Below are 20,838 nucleotides of genomic sequence, written 5' to 3'. Positions count from 1 at the left end.
TAAACCTGCCTGTTGTTTAATTGTCTCCGCTCAATGCCTTCATTGATTTTATAGCTTCTATTGTTTCAAGTAGTCCTGAAGGTGTAGACGGAGGTATAAATTCATGTTCGTTAAATGTAGGTGTATATGCATATATATAATCAGGTTCAGAAGAATTATACTTTTTAAGTATTTCATTTAATAGTGGCGGTATATCACCTAACCACAAATTTAAATCTTCATTTAATTTTCCGTACATACTAATGTGAATATGCGCTGTATTATATGCGCATTTCCATACAGAATTTGACAATACAGTCAAATAATAATCTTCTGCGCCTGAAGTATTGACATACCTTGACACTAGCCAAGGATTTTTTCTTGACAAATGCAGTTTTTCTGCTTCTTTCTCCCATCCTTCTTTTAAACCTGCATTTAAAATTGATAACAAAAATTCGACTGGCAAAGCATTGCCTCTTAATGAAGCAATTGTAACTTTATTTGTTGCTTCATCACGCTTAAGCCCTAAAATACCACCTTGTTCTTTATTTTTGTTTTCCCAATGAATATTTTTAATCATTATCATTTTGAAATTCCTCCTTTAATCATTTCCGCTTAATACCTTGATCGATTTTATAGCATCTACTGTTTCAAGCAATCCAGAAGGTGTAGATGGTTCGTTAAACGGTCCTTCTTCTTTTGGATCAATTACTTCTAGATATGATGGACTACAAGAAACGCAATCCTCCAATATTTTGTTTAATAGTGGAGATAGCTTACTTAAATCGACATATATACCCTCGTTTAATGCACCACTCATACTTATATGAATATGAGCAGTTACCGGAGAGTAATTAAATTCTTCGTTTATTTTTTCTATCAGGAAGTAATCAGACCTTCCTGACATTCCTGTGGTTACCTTAACCTTCCAAGGATATCCTCGAGATAGGAACATTTCCTCTGCTTTGTTTTTCCAATCCTCTCCTAATGCTGCGTCTAAAACTGGCAAAAGAAAATCCACAGGAAGGTCGTCACCCTTTAATGTAACGATTTTTAAAAAATCTATTTCATCAAGTTTAACACCTATTATCCCACGGATTCTTCCACTCGCCCATTTTACAAATTTTATCATTTTGCAATTCCTCCTTTTTTATTTTTAAAAAAAGTAAGGCAGGACTTAAGCCCGCCTTACAGTAATCCAGACTCCCTTAGTAACGGGATAAATTCCTGTATTTGTTTTGTTGGCAATGGCAAATTGGACTTGCGTGACTGTGCTAACGTCTTTACAGACGCAGCAGCTACGTCCTTTCCGCCTTGCTTTGCAGCACTTGCAAAAATGTCCCATGCAGCGATCCAACGTTCTTTTGTCAGATTTTCAACTGCTGCTGTTGCAACCGATGAAAGTACTGCATAGGCTTTGTCGCCACGTGTTGGAAGCTTGAAGCTGGCAGGATTTTTTAGCAAATCTTCAGGATCAGGCAGATCAAGGTCTTTCAGCCACGATAAAAATTCAATGCCTGTTCCTTCGCCTACACATCCTGTGACAAGCGTATTTTTTACGTCATCGTCAGCATTGATTGAATCACACGCTGTCATAAGATACGCTGCCATTTCCCATGAACGTGGGCTTGCCCATGCACGCACTTCCTCTTTTGGAACTTGCAAAAGCAAATGCGGACGCAAATGAATGAAGCTTGAAATAAGGCTCTTATTTTGTCTTAACGATTTTTGCCAGTCTTTTGGTAGTTTCTTGATTTTGCTCGTTTCAAAACCATTTGTAAAGCCTTCTATCCATGCTTCTGCATTTATAGTCCAGTCAATATGGCAGAATCTGTTTGCAAGCGGAGGCGTTAAATCCCAACCTCCTGCTGCTTCTTCTGGAGGGTTTGCCGCTGCAACAACTGAAACTCCATCAGGAAGTTTTAAATCTCCAACAGTCCTATCAAGGACGACCCTTAAAAGTGCTGCCTGAACTGCTGGAGGTGCTGTTGAAATTTCGTCCAGAAACAATAAGCCTTTTCCTTCTTCCGCCAGATTCTTCGCCCATGCAGGAGGTGCCATTTTCACGCTGCCATCAGTAACAATAGGCAGTCCTGAAAAGTCACTGGGCTCTCTGATGGACGCTATAACTACTTCCGTCAACAAGCCTAATTGTTCACCTAATGCTGTTATAGCACTGGTTTTGCCAGTGCCTGGTGAACCCCATAATAGTACTGGAACACCTGCCTGTACTGCAATTGATAATGCTTCAACTTTATTTTTCATACAAAATTCCTCCTTTAATTTTTTTAGAAAATAAAAAAGGCTTTTTGTTAAGCCTTATTTCCTTTTGAAATTTAGAATAGTGAAAATTGATAATATCTTGAGTTGCCTTGTTTGTTTTGTTGTTCATCAAAATAATGAATTATTACATACTGAACAGGATCTTTTTTGTGCTTTTTTAAGAATTTTTCTGCTTCTTTTTTTGTTTTAAATTTAAGAGCATTGTTGATGTCATCATCCCACCATGTATTCCGGCCATATATGCGTGTCAAATAATAGTCATCTTTGATAACATAGGGATATTCTGACAAATTTCTTGTTGTTAGGACATTGCCTATTTTAAAATCACGTTCTGAAAAATATAAATTAATTTTTGTACTTGCTAATGCAGCAAAAATTAATTCGTTTTTTAATTCTTTTGTTGTTTGTGGATATTTTATATTGTCAGATGTTCGCAGAATTAAGTTATTTCCCCATTTAATATAAATTTCAAGAGATTTAGCATTTTTGATGCCAGACATGATATATTTTACAAATTCATCTTTCTCAAAAGATCTGTATCGTGACTTATAAATTCCACCACATTCATCTAATTCTTTTGCAGTTTGCAAAATTTCTTCTTTGCTGTACAAATATTTGTTTTTGTCACAAACAAGTTCCATCCAGTACTTTTCAGGTATTTCACGACCTGAAGCAGAAATCTCAAAAGTATTGTTGGAACCTATTTCGATCATTGGAACGTACAAATCATCTACTTTTATAAAACGCCTGTCATAGATTATGTCATAACTCATAAAAATCCTCCTTTAACTTTTTAAAAAATTGTCCACCAAACATCGTATATTTTCTTATACGACGTGTTATTAATTTCATCTGCTTTATTTGTATTATTGTACCATCTGCGTGCTTTTCTTCTGGCATAAAATCTATATTTGCCAGAAGAAATATAATTTCTTTTCCATGGTTTATTGCTTTGTATCCACCATGGAACATTTGATTGTAAGTGTTTGTATTTACTTGCAAGTTTTTGTTTTCTTTGTTTTGATTTTTTTACTTTTTTGTTTAAATGATTAGTAAGTTTTTCTTGATTGATTTCTTCGATTTTATTAAACATTCTTTATTCTCCTTTAATTTTTAAATAAGGCACATCGGCTGTGCCTTATAAAATACTGACCTTCACAAACTGGAAAGAAAAACCGTCAGGCAGCTTTGTACTGCCTTCAGGCAGCCTTCCGCCGACAAGCTGTGAAACCACAAGAACGTCATCTGGTGTAAGATGAACATTTATGCGGTTGCATGGGACGTCAAGACCAAGCATGTCCGAAAGGACTGCTGGTAGTGATAGGTCAGGCTTTGATGTTATCTCTGCCTTTTCCCCCACTCCAAACCGTACGTGAGACTTTCGCCTCATACGGCTTTCCAACGATTAGTCGCCTTTACGGAGACAAGTTTTAGCGTCGCCGCTATCGCTTGCTTGCAATAATTCTCTAAATTTATTGATCTTAGATTTCTGTCTGTCTGTGTAGCTGTTCGGAATTGGACTTCCATGTACAACATGATGGCATTGTTCACACAGCCATGTCAGATTAGGTACCTTATTTGCCTTGTCAGGTTTAAGTTGCGGTTGGATATGATGACATTCCATGTCGCCTTTTTCCAGCCATTTTCCACATATTCTACATCTGCCTTTGTCTCGATTATAGGCATATTCTCTATTCATGTAGTATTCAAAATTATATAGTTTGTCATTTTTGTGTTGAACTAGAATATCTACATCATAGAGCGGTGGTCTATTCAAAGGCAGTTTCTTTTTCATATCAAATTGTTTTAGGTATAAGTTTCTGCCTTCTTCTGTATATGGGGTCATCTTTTGATTGAATGGATATTTTAGCCATTGGCTATGAGTGATGAAGGCTTTAGTAATGCCAATGTATTGGTCTTTAATTTTAACCGCAAATGTTTTAGTCTTATAACCTTGATGTCTTTGCGGTCTATTTGAGAGTTTGTCCAATTCAATCTTGTACTCCATATACGTTTTGGGATAGAGTTTTTGGAATGTTCGGCATGCACAGCGTTCTATTTTGTCATCAATGTAACTGAAGGTATTGCTGCTTATTCCTGTTTTCCAATACTCCACTACGCCTATAATCATGGAGTTTATTTTTTCTATTTGTATGGCTCTGTCCAGTTCTTTTGGAATGTCTTTTAGTTTGCTAATTTCTTTATTAATAGTTTTGACTTGTTCCTTGACTTTTTTGAAGTCTGGTCTGGGTTTGCCTACTAATTTGGTTGGATGCGGATTGTCTGGTGTAGGTCTTTTATAGTCTGCCTGTATTAGGAAGCCTAAAAATTTAATGTATCTTTGTGTCATGTCTGTTATAACTGTCTTTTCTTCGGAAAGTTCCAATTTGAGTTTGTATCTGAAGTATTTCCGGAGGTATTTTAACAGTCTGTTGGCTTCCTTTTCTGTTGTTGTCATTATTATCCAGTCATCGGCATATCTGACTAGGTATTTAGGTACCACGCCATGTAGCTTAAGCCTTCTTCTGTCCGTGTACACATTTTGACATTGTTGTTTTGGTTCTTGATACATTCTACCGACCATCCAGTCAAAATTATTTAGATATATATTTGCCAATAATGGTGAAATGATGCCGCCTTGGGGTGTTCCTATTTCTGTTATATGTTTAAGGTCAGATTCTATATAACCTGCCTTGAGCATTTGCTTGATTAGCATTAGTATCCGTTTGTCATGTATTCCTATGCGATAACATTTGTTTAGCAGGATGTGATGATTTATGTTGTCAAAGCAGCCTTTAATATCACCTTCTATTACATATTTGGGTACATCATTTTTGGCTGAATTAATGTTATTTACAACATCCTTTATGGCGTGTTTTGTTGCTCTATATGGTCTGAAACCGTAACTGTGTGGGTAGAATTTTGCTTCACATATAGGCTCAATGACTATTCGAATACATTCTTGAATTATCCTGTCTAACATAGTAGGAATACCTAATGGTCTCATTTTGCCATTTTTCTTCGGAATATATATCCTTCTGACTGGTTTTGGTTGATAGTTTTTAGCTGTGCTTTGCACGAGCTCTATTAGCTCCTGATATGGCATTTGCAAGTAATAGTTTATGTTGTTTTTATCCACACCAGGTGTATAGGAACCTTTATTGGACTTAATGTTGTGAATTGCAGTAACTATTGTTACTGGATTGAAAGCCAACTCATACAGTCCATGGAATGATCGTCCTTCTTTACTTCTGGCATAAATTAAGTCTAGTCTTTCCTTAAGCTGTCCTTCACTTGCAACCTTGCTGTTTATATGCATAAGGTATCGCCTCCTTATGGTTCATTACCTATATTTCAAGGACTCTCAAGATTGCGGTGAGAATTATTTACAAGAACTAACCGTCTGGTGTCCTTCGCTCAATACCATTTATGTTATGGTATATCATTACTACTATGACACCTCCGACTTCCTATATGCTTCATTATGTCGCTACATTCCACATATAGGCTCTCCTGCGTTCCGACTCATCTATCCTTAATTGTGACCTTTAGGAGGGTACTCTACTCCGGGAAGTTTACACCAATGTTTGAGTTACAGTTATGCATTGGCTATTACAGGTTATTTCAAGCCTGTACAGATATAATGAACACAGAGCATTATATTTGACTTCCATTGTTTCCTTGTTTCCAAGGCACATCATGACGGAGCTTCAGGTATACCTTTCTTGCGTCTCCATGGGTCACGGATGTCCGCACCATTATTATCCATGCCTTGTATTTCTACAAGGTTTAGGTTTTCAGGCTACGACTTTACCTGGCTTCTGACACCAATATATAGCGATATACTAATGCCAGCAGGAGTCTCAACACGCACACCGCTTTGGCTTTGATATGCTTCATCAGCGTTAACTCTGTGTGGCAGAGGAATTTCACCTCTGATTTCGATGAGTCAGTTGTCATGTCATTTCTGACATGCTGGCGTTTTTCCTACCTTATCAGGGTAGGATTATCGCGCAAACGCAGCGCACCTGTGTCTTGATGTCCTACAGCAGAAACAAAGCCCTCACTTAAAAGATTTTTAACCTCATCCAACGTCAAAGGAGTGACCTCGACATTAGATTTTCTCTGTAAATCTAACATTTGCAGAGAAAAAGCATTTCCTAAAATTGTTCTCATCATAATTCCTCCTTGTTTTTTTTTAAATTTTATTCTGAAGATTGGGACTTGAAAGAGTTTATAATATCCTCGTCCCAATCTTCCTCGCTTACAAGGCAAAAATTGCCTTGTAAGCCTAACATATTCCGCAGTTCTTTTCCTGTCACCTCTTCTGGTACGGAGGTAATGAAACTCCGTACCAGGTACTGTGATGGGTCTTGAAAATACTGTAGAATAGCCCAATTTTTTGTTGACATTTTTAATTCCTCCTTCTATTCTTCAAAGGCACGGGAATGTTCCCATGCCTTTATTTCTGCGAGGGTCTTATCCTCGCCTAATTCTACTTCGTGGAGGAGTTTTTGAAAAAGATTATTCGCTTTTCCAAGCCAGCCTCCACGTTTCCTTGCAGCAAATACAGCAACGCAAGGCAGGTATAACGGATCGTGGAAACTGCCATTCCAGCCTTTTGTTACGACAACGCCGAGACCAGTGTTGTCGTCATATACAAAGACTTCTTTTTTAGGAAGTCTTTGTAATATTTTTGCACGGAAATAAAACTTTTTCCTTCCGTGCTTTAACAATGTTTCTGTAACTATATCGGATTCTGGATAAAACAGAAACCCGTTACAAGTTTCAAAATCATATTGCAACCTTTCAGTTGCAAGACTGTAAAATTTCCCGCTCATCCAAAATTCCTCCTTATTATTTCTTATAGGTTGACAGGTATGCGTTGATTTGTCAACAAGTCAACAACTATTCCCCAGTATGGCTCCTGACATTTAGAGAGTCCTTCTTTTACAGCCTGGATAGCCTCGTTTAGGTTGGTAAATGCGCCAGCGTTGAATATCCCATTGTCTTTCCCTGTGTCGCCAGCGTATTCTCCCCAGTATCTACGAGCTAAATGCCCTTTCAGATACTGACACTTTTCAGGAACACAATGCAAGTACTCCTGAAAATTTTGGGCAAGGCATAATCCTGTATTGGTGAACTGACAAGAATAACTATGCTTCATTCGTTTTTTCCTCCTTAAATTCTATTTTAAAAAGACACAGATAAATTTTTTAAAAATAAAAAAAGGACCTACAAAAATTTGTAAGTCCTTGAATGTTCAGTTGGCAGCGGGTACGGGAATCGAACCCGTTTCAGCAGGTTGAAAGCCTACTATCCTAACCAATGAACGAACCCGCCTTAAAATATAAAAAAGGCTTTTACAAAGTTTTTCATACCTTGTAAAAGCTTTTCCGCCGCTGATACGTCCCGCTCAACGACATGCCCATGCAAGCAACTTGCCTCGTCAAACATTAGGTAGGCAGATTTCTCTGTAGGGCGACAGTTCTGCCATTATGACCTTTGAAGCTGCGCTAACGGGTGGACGTCCAACCCGCCTTCTACTGCTGGCATTTCCCTCCCCTGATATATAGCTTCTGTCACAAGGGAGTCCTGTGGATGCCCTCCGTACTGGCACTGTCCACAGCCTTGTCGGAATGATTTCTCGGTAGGAGGACCGTCCCGACTCTGATGAACCCTCCTTTACTACCCAGTTGGTTTACGACCTAGGATCTAGACATGATGTATAAACATCATGCAGCCTCCTGTGCAAGCTACCAACAAACATGCACGGTGAAGTGCCATTCCACCTTTATATTAAGTGCAAATGCAGCGGTCTCCTTTACTGACCTAACCTGCATTGATATGAACATTCCAGCTCATATCTTTTTCCTAAATCAGGAATTGCACGTACAGGATTTGCACCTGTGTTTCTACACTGCATCTAAAGCTCCGTTTTATCGGTGCGATTGAGCCACCGCTAATGTCTAATCAACAACCGTTCTTAGGCTTTCTTTTACGCCTATTACTGTAGTTGAACGGTACAGTATAGGCAACCTTGATGGAAAAGATACCTACGTTTTTATGCTGATCTCAACATTAGATTTTCTAATTTAGTATAAACATAAAATTTCCAAAAATCAATACTTTTTTTAAATTTCTTTTTGATAATTATTCTCAATACGTTTTGCAAAAAAAAGCAGGCTTTATGCCTGCAATTAAGCTTTTCTGATAATTCTTTTTAATATTCCGCTTACGTACTGTTTATTTTTGTCAATGTACGTTATACGTACTGTCACTTTGTCACCACGTTTAGGCATGTCTTTCCAGTACGTGTTAGGACATAAAACGTCTATACCTTGTTCCAAATTTACAAAATAGCCATATCTCTTTACGCCTTTTACTGTGCCCAAATATTCACCGCCTTTTACGTATTTTGTGCCTACTGTTAAAAATGGATTAGGCTTTGTTTCTTTTACTGAAACTTTTATTATGCCTTTTTCAATGTCTAATTCTGTTATTTTTGCCTGAACCTTATCACCCACTTGCAAGAGATCGTTAATGTTGTCTATATAACCATAGTCTATATCTTCTTTTGGTATTCTTACTTCAACGCCATAGACTTCTGCTATTACACTGTTTTTGCCAACAGCATCAATTCTGATTTGTATAATGTCGCCTACATTGTGTTTTGGTAATTCAAGTTTCCTTCTCAATGCCATTGCGAATTTTCTTGAACCTACTGCTATTTCTCTGTCAGTGTCAATGCCACGTACAACAAAGTCTATCTCTGCACCTATCATTGAACGTACTATTGTGACATCTTCTCTCGGCAGTCCCATCTCTTCAAATGGAATCAATACCTTTGCACCATTGTAGAAAACTACCGCACATTCCTTTGCTTCGTCACCTCCTATCTTTACTCTTTCAATTGCGTTTAATTCACCTGTCAGGATTTTGTTTGTCTGTCTTGACGCATAAATGTCTTGCCATCTTTCATCTATCATTGTTCATCTCTCCTTTACAAAATTTTTTTAGACATAAAAAAAGACAGGCGTTAAACCTGTCTTATCCACAGAAAAAGGTATGCGCATACCTTAGTTGTTTTTGTAGCATTGCAGTACTGTTTCTGACTGTACCATTTTTGCTATCCATTGTACACGCATTTCATGCAGCTTTTCAGCAAATGCTGGTCCTTTTGCATTGATTCTTACTGTTTTCCCGTTTATTTCAGAAAACATTTTTTCTGAATATTTTTTGATATATTTTGTTTTTGCTTTATGTGACGTATCTACGTCTATTATTTTTGCAATCCCATCTGCCTTAAGAGGTGTTTTATCTATATTTTCAAGAAAAGTGACTTTTTTGCCTGGACGCATTTCCATGAAACGCTGTCCTTGCATGTGATATTCCGCAGCAGCGATACCACATTTCTCCCATGTCTTTGGTGCTTTTATACGCTCACAAAAACTTTTCACAAGTTCGGGACCACGTTTGTCGTGACCAAAATGGTGAGGAAGAATTTCTTTTGGAGTTGTTGCTTTTCCAAGATCATGTACCAACGCTGAAAATCTTAATTCCTCACTTTTTGTTTCTTTTGCCATTCTGTCTAACACGAGCATTGTATGCTCAAAGGCATCTCCTTCAGGATGGTATTTTTCAGGCTGCGGTATACCACGCAAATCATTAAGTTCTTTAAAATGCACATCCAAAACTTCTGCCTGTGCTAATGATCTGAAATATCTTGATGGTGTGTCTGTGTTAAGTGCTTTTCTTGTTTCCTCAAAAACTCTTTCGGTAGGTAGTGTCTTAAGTTCGTCTTTAAGCTCATGCATCATTTTCATTGTATCTGTTTCTATATAAAAGTTATATTTTGCTGAAAATCTTGCAGCACGGTATACTCTCAACGGATCTTCAGCAAAGGCTTTGGTTGTTGCTCTTATTATGCCTTTTTTTAAGTCTTTTTGTCCTCCATACGGGTCTATTATTCTGCCTGTTTCCATATCTCTTGCCATTGCATTTATAGTTAGATCACGTCTTGCAAGATCTTCTTCTATTGTTATGTCAGGAGACGTATATATTTCGAAGCCTTTATATCCGACACCATTTTTCTTTTCAGAGCGTGCTAGAGCATATTCGTCACCATTGATTCTGAACACAGGAAAGTCTTTGCCTGTTATCTCTGCATCAGGAAACAATTCCAAAACTTTTTTTACTGTAAGTCCTGTTATGCAATAGTCTATATCATGTGGTTTTATGCCCATTAGGTTGTCACGAACACAACCGCCAACCTGATACAGTTTTCCTCCTGCGTCAAGTATTTTTTGCAGTACTTCCACATGCTCACCTCATTTCAAGCATCAAAATGTTCTCCATTGTTTCACTAACATTTGAAAGGACTATTTTGAAATTTTCTAAAGTTTCAGGATCACATTCTTTTATGTCCTCAGGATTGATTTCCATAAGCTTTAAATGCACTTCATCAAGAATTTTTATAACATCTTTTATTTTTCTATTGTCTTTGATTTCAATCTTGCTGTTTTTAAGTTTTTCATACTCACGCTTCAAACTTAAAAGTTCATTATACGTTTCTTTAAATCTTTCTTCAGACTCAATCTGTGCTTTTTTAAGTCTTTCAAGTTCCTGTTTTATGCTGTCAGGTACTACTTCAACTTTTTCAACAGTTTTATTTTCAAGTTCTTTTAATTTCTTTTTGTTAAGCTCTATTGCTGCTTCATACTGCTTGATTAAGTTTTCTTTCTGGCTTATTTCATTTTCCTTGTTTTTTAATTCAAGTTCTTTTGCTTTATATGCCTTTTCAAGATCGTTTATTTTATTTAAAAGTGCCTGCTGGTCTCGTTCAGCTTCTTCTTTAATTTCTTTTATTTGTTCTGCTGTCATTTTGTTTATGTCATCGCCAAGAGCATAATAGAGTTTGCTTTGTACTTCTTCATCTAACAGTGCAAGCTGCATCGCTTCTGTTGTTGTCAGTTTCTTTTCTTCTACAAGCTGTTGGAGTTCTGGAATTAGGTTATTAAGCCTATACAAGCGTTGTAATTGTCTTACAGAAATACCTAACAAATCAGCTAAATAATTTTGATATTTTTTATCATTAAATTGCGACATTATGTCGTGTTTTTCTATGCCATTATTGTTATTATTTGTATTTGGTCTACCTCTCCTAATTCCATAAATTTCATAAAGCTTCAGTAAACATTTCGCTGATTTCATATCATTAAGATTGCCTTTGCCACGCTGCCTTAAATTCGTTTCAATTAATTCCTTTAAAATCCAATCATTTGCAGTAATACCGTCTTTATCTACGTACTCATGCACTTCGCATGGCACTTTAGTTAAACCTAATTCTTTTGCTGCTCTTAATCTCTGATGTCCTGCTACAACCACATAGCAGTTTTTTAATTCTTCTTCAGTCAGTTCTGTTATTTCTACGTTTTGGTCTGTTTCATTTTCTTTAAGATGTTCAGGTTTATAGCTTTTTGTAACAATTAAAGGTTCTATTATTCCGCTTGTTTCTACGCTTTCCAAAAAGTCCAGCCATGCCTGTCCTTCTATGTCGTCAAAGTACAGTTTGTTCAAAGGGTGCGGTTTAAGTACATTAACGTCCAACATTTCAGTTTGTCTAATATTTTCCATAAAGCAAAACTCCTTTCCGAAAAAAATTTTTTATATAAAAAAATAACAGGCTTGTTTTTTAAGCCTGTTTAGAAATTTTTGTATATAAAGTCTATAAATTCTTTTTCGCTTATTTCTTTTCCATTAAACCACGCCTTACCATCATACCAGCAAGTACCTTGAAACTTTAATATGCAAAAACCAAAGTATGTGAAACTTTTTGGCTTACCTTTTTTGATAATTCCATCTAGAAAGGCAAATAGCTTGTTTTGGAATGGACGCAAGCTGCTGTTATGTTGTTTAACCTCCAAAAGCATTAATGTCCGTTTCTTACCATTGAAAAAAATAAAGTCTATATCGCTTACCCAAAAGCCTGTTTTGCTGTCAGGCAACTTTTCACGGACCCAACCGCTGAACGTCAGGTCTCTTTTATGTGTTATTTCAGGACGTGTCATGAACCTACACGTCCTATTGCTATTTTATATGTTTCTTCATCTATCTCTGCGCCTACAAACTTCCTTTTTAACTGTTTGCAGGCTTTTGGTGTTGTTCCACTGCCAGTGAACGGATCACATACAGTATCATTTACGTCTGTGAAAAGCTCTATGAACTTCTTTACACCTGACATGCTTTGTTGCCAGTCATGTCCGTCTTTTTCACGTGCTTCTGATATAATATAGTCCTGAATTGTTTTTGTGAATTTTGTTTTGCCTTTTTGGAATATCAAGACAGGCTTCCATCTGCATATAACGTTAACTCCGTTGACTATTTGTGTTTGACCTTCGTGGTATAGGCAAAACGTCCACACGTAGTCTAAATATTTAGAAAGCAAGGCAAAGACTTCAGGCAAGTGGAATTGTCCTGTATACGCTACAAGATAACCGCCTTCTTTAAGTTTTTCTGCCGCAAACTTGCCCAAATCTTCCCAAAGTGGGAGAAATTCTTTTGGATACGGTGGATCTGTTATTATTGCGTCTACTTGCTCAATATTTTTTAAGACGTTCCTGAAATCGCCGTGCCTTATATCAATCGCTGCTGGAGGAAGTGTTACAACTTCGGCTTTTTTGATTTCTTCTTGTTTGTTAATTTCTTTAACTGCATCTTTAACTTTTTGGCTTCCTTGTTCTATTTTTTTGACAACTTCAGGCAACTTTTCAGGTTCTTTTTTGGCTATTTGTGGCAAGGCGGTGACAGCGTCTTTGACTTCTCCTTGCAATATTTTTTGCGCTGCAACCGGAGAAATTTCTCTGACCTTTTCGACTGCTTCGGCAAAATCACCACATCTTTTTATTGTTATTGGTGCATATTTTATAGCTTTAGAAATTTTTGTAGCAGTTTCTTTTTTGGTATTTTCTGTGTTTGGCAAAGTATCAATTTGATACTTTGCCATTTCCGAATTTTTTCCAGTATATTGGTTCCCTCTGTTTCCGCCATGTTTTTCTTTTTGCTGATTGTAGAGTTTGCCTATCAAATATTTTCTTTGTTCGTCTGTCAGATTTCTTCTGCCTAATTGATTTCTGTTGATCCAGTCAATTGCTTCGTCTATGTCGGCAAAGTCTTTTGTTATGGTTGTGAAACTTAAATTATGTTTTTGTGCAATTTCGTACCTGTTATGTCCGTCTACCAATATTTGTTTGTCATTATTATTCCAAACAATAAGCGGTTCTCTTATGCCTTCTTTTAAAATACTTTCTTCTAATAGTTCCATTTCTTCCTTTTGCAGAGGGAATAATTGTTTTTTAATTTCATCCAAAATTATAAGTTCCATATTTAAAAACTCCTTTCTCAAAATTTTTTCAGGCATAAAAAAAGCAGGCTTAATGCCCGCTTATGCACAGTTTAAGGTATGCGCATACCTACCACACGCTTTTCTTTTTTCTTTTAGGTTTTTGTTTAGGTTCTGTCTCATGGTTCGTTTCAGGCTCTATATTTGTTTCTTTTACGATCTCGTCAAGTTCTTTTACCTCTTTTGCAATAGGTTCATTACTAATATAGAAGGTGAGTTGTTCAGGATCTGTTTCCTTTTCACGTTTTATATCAGGTTCTGTTTTAGATTTTTTATCAGGTTTTTCTTTGCTCTTTAAAAGCCTTTCTTTAACTCTAATGTCCCATACGGGACTGTAATCTCCGCCTTCCTGCTGTACCCATTCAGGATTGTATTCACTTATCGGAATAGGCTTTATCTGTTTTGATAACGGGTGTTTTGTATAGTCCATTTTCTCAACCTTAAACGGTTTTTGTCCACGTAGTATTAAAAGCGCACTCATAGGTTCAAGCCTTAATATTTCATCAGGATTTAACAAGGCACGTTTTTGTGTGCTTATTGACACGTCTCCGAAGTCAAACATACCTTCAAAACCTGCTTTTTTTCTTATTGACTGCGACTGTACTGTTGCCTGTCCTAACAAGGCAGACACAAATTCTGCCGTTGCTGTATCTGTACAGCCTAAAAACAGTCTTGTGTCACAGTTGCCTATAATTTCCTGCCATGCATCATTTGGATACCTGTTTTTTAACTGTGCTATGTTCTGAAATATTACGCTTGAATGTATACCTCTTGAACGCATTGTACTTATCTTTTTTGTAAAGTCTGGTATTGCACCTATATTAGGAAATTCATCAAGCAGGAAATAAACGTTAGGATCACAATGTCCTCCGTTCATGTCAGCGTACCTTATAAGTTTTATAAACAAAAACGAGAAGAAAAGTCCTGCCAAAAAGTCGAATGTTGAGTCCATATCACTGGATACACAGAAGTATGCACACTTATCTTTACCAGGCAGTTCAAGGTCTATGTCACTTTCTTCAGTAAGTCTTTGTACAAGCCTGTTTTGAAACACCTGAAGCCTTGTTCCAAGTCCTATTACAACGCCTGTACGGATTGTGTCATTAGCCTGTGCATAAATGTTATATGGCATTTTTGCTGGATGCCCGTTAGGAAGTCCTTTAAAGATCATGTCTATCTGTTTTGGATCTGAACTTGCCAGAAGCGAATAGACACTTGCCAGATTTCTTTCACGTCCTGAATATTCTGTTGCTACGTACAATACAAGTGCCTTTAAAAGATTCTGCTCTGCCCTATCCCAGAACGGATCTCCTGATTTTGAACCTGCTATCTTTGTGTTTGATATAACTACTTCGGCAAATGTCTGTGCGTCTATATCGTCCTGTATCACGTCTACTGGATTCCATCTGTCAGAGTGTATCATGCTTACAAGATTGAATATTTTTACGTTATATCCCATGTCTCTTAAAAACTGTGCCATGTCGTTAAACAATTCGCCTTTTGGATCTGTTACTACTATGCTCTGTCCTTCTTTTGCAAGCTGCAATATATTAGTCCTTACGTATGACCTTGATTTCATGCTGCCAGGTGCGCCGAATACTGCTACGTTTCTATTGAAGTACGTCTTTTTTGGAAGCGTTACTGTTCTGCCATTTATTCTGCCTAATATCAAGCCTTCATTTGTACCTATGCCTAATACTTTTTTTGCTTCTCCTTCTGTCATCCAGTTTGCTGTACCGTGTGTACCATTATCTTTGAGATATTTTACACCTTCATCGTTTATTGCACTGTTTTTTGCTGCAATTATCAGAAATACTATCGCCAAAGTCAACAGCATCAACGCAACAAGATACCCCTTAAACATGATTGGATCTAGCAGCGATTTAAAATCCAAAAACGGATTCAGATACATTTGCTTTATCACTGAAAAATCCACTTTTGAATTGACATTTTGATTTAAATTCACTGCAAGTTGATAAAGTTTAACTAGTGGCATTAAAAGCCACACGCTTGCTAACAGGTATGTTATAGCACCTATAAAGCCTAATATTACTTTGTTTTTAAAATCCATCAATATCCAACTCCTTTTTTTTAATTTTTGCACATAAAAAAAGCAGGCATTTAAGCCTGTTTGATATTTTATACGCATTTTATATTGACAAGTGCGTATAATGAGAGTATAATACAATTGTAAAAGATCATCGCCACCTGCAAGGCGAATATAAGTATTGCAGGAAACGAAAGGAGTTTATCATGGAAAGCAAAATGTTTAAGGAAATTGTAAGTTCACTTGAAAAAGCATGTCAGGAACATAAAAGAGTTACTTCAACGTTAATTGAGAACCTTGACAGTATCAGTAACGGTATTGTTGATATTTTAAAAGACAACGACGCTTTAAAGTTTGCAAAAAAGTTTATTTATAAAGGCATAAGAATTGCATATGTCTCTTCCAGGCTTGGAGGTTTCTGGAGGATCGTATTAGATGATGATGACAGATTTTCTATATTGCCCTTTTCCTACGGCGATATAGGTACTCAGCAGTATCTGCACGGAGACTTCAGCTCACGTGTAAGTTACATGTCTCGTGATGAAGTCCTTTATGTAAGCCGTAACATAGCGGACTACATAAAAGGACTTGTAGAGTATTTAAAAAACTTAACAGAAGATACTGAAAAAGAGCTTTTAAAGTATGCAAACCAGGCTTAATGCCTGGTTTTATAATAGAAATTAAAAGGAGATGTTTTTATGCCACGTGAAAAATTTTCTATTACGCTTGATGACGTAATGATAGAACGTATCAATAATTTTGTTTCAAGAGAAAAAAGCATGTCAGGCAAATTCAATGAAATTCTTCGTGCTTATTTTGCCATGCTTGACAGAGTTAAAAAAGAAGTTTTGCATGTTTTTACAGAAAATGAATTTAATTATATTTATGATGCGTTTAATGGCACTATTTTATTGCCAGAGTTGTCCTTTAAAACACTTCTTATAGCTAAAGTTGAAGATGCTGACAGATTTGACAGGCTTTCTGAAAAATGGAATGTTGATATGGATGCTTTTTTAAGCAAACTTAATGCTTTGTCTGAATTTGAGTGTTATGCTGTCTGCAAGATTGCAGAAGAATTTTGGAGTAAGAATTAAGAGGTGTTTTTTAAAATGGACCAGGAGATACGTATTAATATTTTGCCATTTTTGACTGAAGCATTAAGTACAAAACGAACAATCAGAAAAGATATTGATATGCTGTATGAATCGGACAAATACAGGTTTTATAAAAAAGCAAAGGAATCAGAGTGGTATAATAACTTTATCGTGAAAGAAGGTGATATTTATCGTGAGGTTTATGCAAAAAAAGCACTTGGTATAATTTTGTGTGCGGTTAATGACATTGATCTTTTTCAGAAGTTCCTGCGAATCATAAAAAAAGGATGGCCACGTGCTTTTTCTTATGTTGAGAAACATGATAATATTGATATTGAACAGTACATATTTAATTTAAGATCAGAAATTGATAATATGCATATTGATATTTTTAATTCAGAACTTACTGTTTTATATTTTCTTACAATAAATTTTAATAAAAAATTTGTTATAAATGAAGGACTTAGTGTTCTTGAAAAGAACTTGTTGCAGCGTGAAAAACATTACCTTGGTTTAGAACCAACTTCATATTCTTTCGACAAACTACCTGATGAAATAAAAAATCATGCTGTGGATTTAAGAAAACAAATTTATTTTAAAATTGGAGAAATATCTACGTACAAGCAGCTTTTTGACAGCAAAGCTGATATTGTAAGACGTGAAATAGATTTTGTGTCCTTTTTATTTGATTCTGAGAAGTTAAGCATGGATGCTCTTTTTTTTGAAAATGATATCAGTAAAAAAGATATTATTGAAATTTTTACATTGTACTATGCTATTTTTAAAGACATGAATGTGGAAAGTGCAACTAAACATTTTGTGTCAGGAACAATTATAAAGTGTCTGCTTAAAGCATATAAACAGGTTAAAACGTATTTTTTTGAGCATAATCAAGAGACTATGTTTCTCGAAATGGAGAGACGTGACGAGGAAATAGAAAAACTTAAATCCGAAAACAATATGCTTAAAAATAAAATCAATGAACTTTCTCAAACTCTTGCGGATCATAAAAAAACACTGGAAAACAAATATATGCAAGAAATCAAGATGCTTAACAAAACTGTTGAGGATCTTAAAATGCAGCTTGATGAGGAACATCAAAAGGACAAAGAGCTTAATGCACTACGTGAATTTATGTTTTTACTGGACACAAAAGAAGCCTATTCTAATTCTGCAGAGGATACTGATTTTTCATCTATCAAAGGTCTTATAGTAGGCGGTTACGAAATGTGGCAAAAAGAACTTAAAAAAAGTTTGCCTAATTTTACTTTTATTAATTCTGAAAATTTTGATATAAAAGTTTTGGATAATATTGATATTGTGTTTTTCTTTCCTAATTTTTTAAGCCATGCGCTTTATTATAAGGTTATTAATGAAGTACGTAAAAGAAACATTAAAGTCGGATATATTTCCAAACTCAACAAGGAACTTGCATTAGAAGAAATCAAAAGGCAGGTGTAGGCTATGAAATATTCTGACGAGGAACTTATTGAATATTTGAAAGAGCTTTATGCAGAACTTGGCAGGCCACCTGTAAAAAGAGATTTAAAAAAGTACAGCTATGATGCCTATAGAAAACATTTTGGCAGCTTTAATAATGCTTTAATTAAGGCTGGTTTGCCTGTAAATCGGCGTTTTTATTCTGATGCTGATATACTAGGCTGGATTCAGAATTTTTATAAAACCAATGGACGTTCTCCGCATGTGTCTGATTTTATTAAGCAATTTGGAGATTCAAAACTTTTCAGAAACCGCTGGGGCACCTGGGCAAATACTCTTAAGACTGCAAAAGTGCCTGTCAGAGCTTCTTTTAAGTCTTTATCTGACGATGAAATGTTAGACAGGTTAATTGAAGTTTGCAAGATGTTAGGACGTGTACCTAAAAGGCTTGAATTTTCTAAGTACGGACTTCCTAGCCCTACTACATATATAGAACATTTTGGCATGTCTGCTGCTAATTTGCTTAAGAAACATGGATATATTTTTATATATTCTTTTCGTAAAAATATGTCTGAAGATAAGCTAATTGACGAACTTAAAGAAATTGCTGAACTTTTGGGACATGTTCCATCTACGCTTGAAATGGATCGTTTGGCAAAAAACAGCCTTTATTCTACAACTTATATTTATAAAAAGGTTTTTGGTTCTTGGAACAATGCTTTAAAAAAAGCTGGTTTTAAGCCTAATTCAGAAGTGCATAAAGGTCTTTCTGATGAAGAAATTTTAGACATTGCGAAAAAAATTTATGAAGCTTATAGTACGCTAAATGCAAAGCTAATGGTTGAACATGGTGTAACAATATCTCAAATTGGTCGTCATGGTGGCATTACAAGGATTAAAAAAACTTTAAATATACCTTGTAATGACCGAACCAAATATACGAAAAATGATTGTATTAATGGACTTAATGAGGCTTACCAATATTTCGGGCATTTGCCGAGCATTAATGAGTACAATAGCAGACATTTTAAGCCTTCATACAAAACTATTATTAAGCATTTTAGGACGTGGAACAAAGCGTTAGAAGAACTTAAAAAATTTATTAATTTTTTAAGTCAAACTTAAAATTTTTCTTAATTTTTCTTAATTTGCTTTACTTTTCTTATGTATTTTTTATATAATATCGTTAAAAGTTCTTTTAGAGGAGGTTGTTATACATTGAGAAAATTTTTTGTAGGTTTATTGATTTTAACTTTGTTCTTAAGCGGGTGCGGAACTAATATTAAAAACAATAATGCAAATTCAAATAAACATAACAAGACAGTTAGTGAAAATGTCAAAACTAATAAGAATTTAAATACAAACAAAAATTCATATATAACTCAAAATTCCAATATTGTAACTGCTAAAAATTTAAACGCACCACATATCAGCACAAATATTCCACAGTTTATTACATATAACGGTGATCATGTATCCGTTTGGGTGAATCAACTCTTATTTGTTGAAAATGGTGATTTAAAAGAAAGTTATGACGGTAATAAAAGTTATATAAAACTTAACTATGCAAAGGATAATGTCATAAAGACTATTGATTTAACTTCATATGCGTTAAAGTACGATTTGTTCAATGGCATTGACTATATAACTGCTTCTCCGTCAGGAAAATATATTGTTTTGGAATTTTCTCAAGACGTTCCAATTAGTGTCATTGTTGATACTGACACAAATAAAAGCAACATACTATGGTATGACGAATCAAAAAAAGAAAGCATGATGAGAATTTCATTTAACCCCAATAATGAAGATGAGTTTGCCTTTTTGCCGTCAGCAGAAATAAATGGTCCTAATGGAAGTCACTCTTTGAAGCTTTATGAAATAAAAACTCATAATATAAATACGGTAGGTGAAATCTCAGAGAAAGATATAACGATGCAAAATTCAATGATACAATGGGGAAAAAACACAATTAACATTATTTCACTGGATAAAAACAAAATATTTAATTTTAACTACTATAAATCGTAAAAAAAAAGGAATAGGACTATTGAAAGATTTTGTTAGTCCTATTCCCCTTTTTTAACCCAAATCTTCACTTATTATTACTACTCCATGACCACCACCATTGCTGTTAATTAAGCTAACCAAGGATTTTTCATCATTATCATATACCCTTATACATCCATCTGTCTGATATAATGGAGGTTCATAATCAGCTCTACCGCCGTGAATCATGAAACCACTTCTTCCATAAGTATGTTCAGCAATATAAGCATTACCGCTTATAGACGATAAAGCTATCCTTGGATTAGGTCCATATTCTCGGTATCGCCGATTGAATCAACAACAGCATCCCAAGTTCCAGTAGGAGTGTTACCATTAATATATCTCCAACTATCAGGAGAGCTTGGTAAAGTTACTCCTCTGCCTAGACAAGGGCAATTATATTTTTCAATATATTTTCCTAATGTTGAAGAATAAATCCAAAGATGCAAAACACCTTCTTTATATCTATCAGAATATAAATCAATTGTTATTTTCCACATATTCATTTTCACCTCACTTTCTTTCATTAGTTTTTTTCAGAAGGATTT

General features: G+C 35.5%; 22 protein-coding genes, 1 tRNA gene and 1 pseudogene. 5 read left to right on the top strand and 19 right to left on the bottom strand.

All coding sequences use genetic code 11. The features are described 5' to 3' along the window. Positions 1-16: 16 nt before the first annotated feature. The 17 genes and pseudogenes from CPG45_RS08775 to CPG45_RS08690 all read right to left on the bottom strand — a co-directional run bounded on the left by CPG45_RS08775 (position 17) and on the right by CPG45_RS08690 (position 15,734). Positions 17-565, bottom strand: a complete 549-nt coding sequence (locus tag CPG45_RS08775; RefSeq protein WP_096231555.1) for a hypothetical protein — start codon at positions 563-565, stop codon at positions 17-19. 15 nt (positions 566-580) lie between these two features. Further along, a complete protein-coding gene (locus CPG45_RS08770; protein WP_096231554.1) occupies positions 581-1,111 on the bottom strand; it encodes a hypothetical protein in 531 nt (176 codons plus the stop codon). A gap of 56 nt (positions 1,112-1,167) precedes the next feature. Further along, positions 1,168-2,262 (bottom strand): annotated as a pseudogene (locus CPG45_RS08765) (AAA family ATPase); the annotation flags it as partial. A gap of 53 nt (positions 2,263-2,315) precedes the next feature. After that, the gene (locus CPG45_RS08760; protein ID WP_096231552.1) at positions 2,316-3,035 is read right to left on the bottom strand and encodes a hypothetical protein; all 720 of its coding nucleotides are present in this window, start codon (positions 3,033-3,035) and stop codon (positions 2,316-2,318) included. Between the two features lie 20 nt (positions 3,036-3,055). After that, complete coding sequence (locus CPG45_RS08755; RefSeq protein ID WP_096231551.1) at positions 3,056-3,355, bottom strand: hypothetical protein; 300 nt, start codon at positions 3,353-3,355, stop codon at positions 3,056-3,058. A 45-nt stretch (positions 3,356-3,400) separates the two neighbouring features. Continuing rightward, complete coding sequence (locus tag CPG45_RS08750) at positions 3,401-3,664, bottom strand: STIV orfB116 family protein (RefSeq protein ID WP_172856431.1); 264 nt, start codon at positions 3,662-3,664, stop codon at positions 3,401-3,403. A 3-nt stretch (positions 3,665-3,667) separates the two neighbouring features. Then, positions 3,668-5,581, bottom strand: coding sequence for a group II intron reverse transcriptase/maturase (gene ltrA, locus CPG45_RS08745; protein ID WP_096231549.1), 1,914 nt, complete (start codon positions 5,579-5,581; stop codon positions 3,668-3,670). Positions 5,582-6,249: 668 nt separating this feature from the next. Then, complete coding sequence (locus tag CPG45_RS08740) at positions 6,250-6,438, bottom strand: DUF1874 domain-containing protein (RefSeq protein ID WP_096231548.1); 189 nt, start codon at positions 6,436-6,438, stop codon at positions 6,250-6,252. A gap of 251 nt (positions 6,439-6,689) precedes the next feature. Further along, complete coding sequence (locus CPG45_RS08730) at positions 6,690-7,103, bottom strand: hypothetical protein (protein ID WP_096231546.1); 414 nt, start codon at positions 7,101-7,103, stop codon at positions 6,690-6,692. 23 nt (positions 7,104-7,126) lie between these two features. Further along, positions 7,127-7,429, bottom strand: a complete 303-nt coding sequence (locus CPG45_RS08725; protein ID WP_096231545.1) for a hypothetical protein — start codon at positions 7,427-7,429, stop codon at positions 7,127-7,129. Positions 7,430-7,530: 101 nt separating this feature from the next. Continuing rightward, a tRNA-Glu gene (locus CPG45_RS08720) sits at positions 7,531-7,605 on the bottom strand. A gap of 857 nt (positions 7,606-8,462) precedes the next feature. Continuing rightward, positions 8,463-9,251: a hypothetical protein gene (locus tag CPG45_RS08715; RefSeq protein ID WP_231968669.1), complete on the bottom strand. Its 789-nt coding sequence runs from the start codon at positions 9,249-9,251 to the stop codon at positions 8,463-8,465. 90 nt (positions 9,252-9,341) lie between these two features. Further along, positions 9,342-10,583, bottom strand: coding sequence for a tRNA nucleotidyltransferase/poly(A) polymerase-related protein (locus CPG45_RS08710; protein WP_096231544.1), 1,242 nt, complete (start codon positions 10,581-10,583; stop codon positions 9,342-9,344). A gap of 4 nt (positions 10,584-10,587) precedes the next feature. Further along, the gene (locus CPG45_RS08705) at positions 10,588-11,898 is read right to left on the bottom strand and encodes a ParB N-terminal domain-containing protein (protein ID WP_096231543.1); all 1,311 of its coding nucleotides are present in this window, start codon (positions 11,896-11,898) and stop codon (positions 10,588-10,590) included. A gap of 68 nt (positions 11,899-11,966) precedes the next feature. Continuing rightward, a complete protein-coding gene (locus tag CPG45_RS08700) occupies positions 11,967-12,332 on the bottom strand; it encodes a hypothetical protein (RefSeq protein WP_096231542.1) in 366 nt (121 codons plus the stop codon). Continuing rightward, positions 12,329-13,645, bottom strand: a complete 1,317-nt coding sequence (locus CPG45_RS08695) for a DNA modification methylase (protein WP_172856525.1) — start codon at positions 13,643-13,645, stop codon at positions 12,329-12,331. The genes CPG45_RS08700 and CPG45_RS08695 overlap by 4 nt, the downstream gene beginning before the upstream one ends. Before the next feature lie 88 nt (positions 13,646-13,733). Further along, positions 13,734-15,734: a VirD4-like conjugal transfer protein, CD1115 family gene (locus CPG45_RS08690; protein WP_096231540.1), complete on the bottom strand. Its 2,001-nt coding sequence runs from the start codon at positions 15,732-15,734 to the stop codon at positions 13,734-13,736. 182 nt (positions 15,735-15,916) lie between these two features. On the opposite strand from CPG45_RS08690, the gene CPG45_RS08685 reads away from it, so the two are divergent. The 5 genes from CPG45_RS08685 to CPG45_RS08665 all read left to right on the top strand — a co-directional run bounded on the left by CPG45_RS08685 (position 15,917) and on the right by CPG45_RS08665 (position 20,272). Further along, on the top strand, positions 15,917-16,369 hold the full coding sequence (locus CPG45_RS08685) for a hypothetical protein (protein WP_096231539.1): 453 nt from the start codon (positions 15,917-15,919) through the stop codon (positions 16,367-16,369). A 39-nt stretch (positions 16,370-16,408) separates the two neighbouring features. Continuing rightward, the gene (locus tag CPG45_RS08680) at positions 16,409-16,804 is read left to right on the top strand and encodes a hypothetical protein (RefSeq protein WP_096231538.1); all 396 of its coding nucleotides are present in this window, start codon (positions 16,409-16,411) and stop codon (positions 16,802-16,804) included. Between the two features lie 15 nt (positions 16,805-16,819). Next, entirely contained in the window at positions 16,820-18,265 is a 1,446-nt protein-coding gene (locus CPG45_RS08675) for a hypothetical protein (RefSeq protein WP_096231537.1), read from the top strand. A 3-nt stretch (positions 18,266-18,268) separates the two neighbouring features. Beyond that, positions 18,269-19,369: a homing endonuclease associated repeat-containing protein gene (locus CPG45_RS08670; protein ID WP_096231536.1), complete on the top strand. Its 1,101-nt coding sequence runs from the start codon at positions 18,269-18,271 to the stop codon at positions 19,367-19,369. Positions 19,370-19,462: 93 nt separating this feature from the next. After that, positions 19,463-20,272, top strand: a complete 810-nt coding sequence (locus CPG45_RS08665) for a hypothetical protein (protein WP_096231535.1) — start codon at positions 19,463-19,465, stop codon at positions 20,270-20,272. A 51-nt stretch (positions 20,273-20,323) separates the two neighbouring features. Here CPG45_RS08665 and CPG45_RS16845 read toward each other — a convergent pair whose 3' ends face one another. After that, positions 20,324-20,479 carry a hypothetical protein gene (locus CPG45_RS16845; RefSeq protein WP_157732370.1) on the bottom strand — a complete coding sequence of 52 codons (156 nt, stop codon included), beginning with the start codon at positions 20,477-20,479 and terminating at the stop codon, positions 20,324-20,326. Positions 20,480-20,541: 62 nt separating this feature from the next. Continuing rightward, positions 20,542-20,796 carry a hypothetical protein gene (locus CPG45_RS08660; protein WP_096231534.1) on the bottom strand — a complete coding sequence of 85 codons (255 nt, stop codon included), beginning with the start codon at positions 20,794-20,796 and terminating at the stop codon, positions 20,542-20,544. Positions 20,797-20,838 lie beyond the last annotated feature (42 nt).

It is taken from the genome of Thermoanaerobacterium sp. RBIITD, from assembly GCF_900205865.1.
Taxonomy (GTDB): domain Bacteria; phylum Bacillota; class Thermoanaerobacteria; order Thermoanaerobacterales; family Thermoanaerobacteraceae; genus Thermoanaerobacterium.
The sequence above is the reverse complement of the archived record's forward strand: the minus strand, read 5'-3'. Positions and strand labels throughout refer to the sequence as shown.

Excerpts from the sequence above, each read along its gene's own strand:
- CPG45_RS08660 (WP_096231534.1), bottom strand. The coding sequence starts at position 20,796 with ATGAATATGTGGAAAATAACAATTGATTTATATTCTGATAGATATAAA.
- CPG45_RS08755 (WP_096231551.1), bottom strand. The coding sequence starts at position 3,355 with ATGTTTAATAAAATCGAAGAAATCAATCAAGAAAAACTTACTAATCAT.
- CPG45_RS08700 (WP_096231542.1), bottom strand. The coding sequence starts at position 12,332 with ATGACACGTCCTGAAATAACACATAAAAGAGACCTGACGTTCAGCGGT.
- CPG45_RS08695 (WP_172856525.1), bottom strand. The coding sequence starts at position 13,645 with ATGGAACTTATAATTTTGGATGAAATTAAAAAACAATTATTCCCTCTG.
- CPG45_RS08775 (WP_096231555.1), bottom strand. The coding sequence starts at position 565 with ATGATAATGATTAAAAATATTCATTGGGAAAACAAAAATAAAGAACAA.
- CPG45_RS08730 (WP_096231546.1), bottom strand. The coding sequence starts at position 7,103 with ATGAGCGGGAAATTTTACAGTCTTGCAACTGAAAGGTTGCAATATGAT.
- CPG45_RS08760 (WP_096231552.1), bottom strand. The coding sequence starts at position 3,035 with ATGAGTTATGACATAATCTATGACAGGCGTTTTATAAAAGTAGATGAT.
- CPG45_RS16845 (WP_157732370.1), bottom strand. The coding sequence starts at position 20,479 with ATGATTCACGGCGGTAGAGCTGATTATGAACCTCCATTATATCAGACA.
- CPG45_RS08740 (WP_096231548.1), bottom strand. The coding sequence starts at position 6,438 with ATGAGAACAATTTTAGGAAATGCTTTTTCTCTGCAAATGTTAGATTTA.
- CPG45_RS08670 (WP_096231536.1), top strand. The coding sequence starts at position 18,269 with ATGAAATATTCTGACGAGGAACTTATTGAATATTTGAAAGAGCTTTAT.
- CPG45_RS08705 (WP_096231543.1), bottom strand. The coding sequence starts at position 11,898 with ATGGAAAATATTAGACAAACTGAAATGTTGGACGTTAATGTACTTAAA.
- CPG45_RS08680 (WP_096231538.1), top strand. The coding sequence starts at position 16,409 with ATGCCACGTGAAAAATTTTCTATTACGCTTGATGACGTAATGATAGAA.
- CPG45_RS08725 (WP_096231545.1), bottom strand. The coding sequence starts at position 7,429 with ATGAAGCATAGTTATTCTTGTCAGTTCACCAATACAGGATTATGCCTT.
- CPG45_RS08715 (WP_231968669.1), bottom strand. The coding sequence starts at position 9,251 with ATGATAGATGAAAGATGGCAAGACATTTATGCGTCAAGACAGACAAAC.
- ltrA (WP_096231549.1), bottom strand. The coding sequence starts at position 5,581 with ATGCATATAAACAGCAAGGTTGCAAGTGAAGGACAGCTTAAGGAAAGA.
- CPG45_RS08770 (WP_096231554.1), bottom strand. The coding sequence starts at position 1,111 with ATGATAAAATTTGTAAAATGGGCGAGTGGAAGAATCCGTGGGATAATA.
- CPG45_RS08685 (WP_096231539.1), top strand. The coding sequence starts at position 15,917 with ATGGAAAGCAAAATGTTTAAGGAAATTGTAAGTTCACTTGAAAAAGCA.
- CPG45_RS08690 (WP_096231540.1), bottom strand. The coding sequence starts at position 15,734 with ATGGATTTTAAAAACAAAGTAATATTAGGCTTTATAGGTGCTATAACA.
- CPG45_RS08675 (WP_096231537.1), top strand. The coding sequence starts at position 16,820 with ATGGACCAGGAGATACGTATTAATATTTTGCCATTTTTGACTGAAGCA.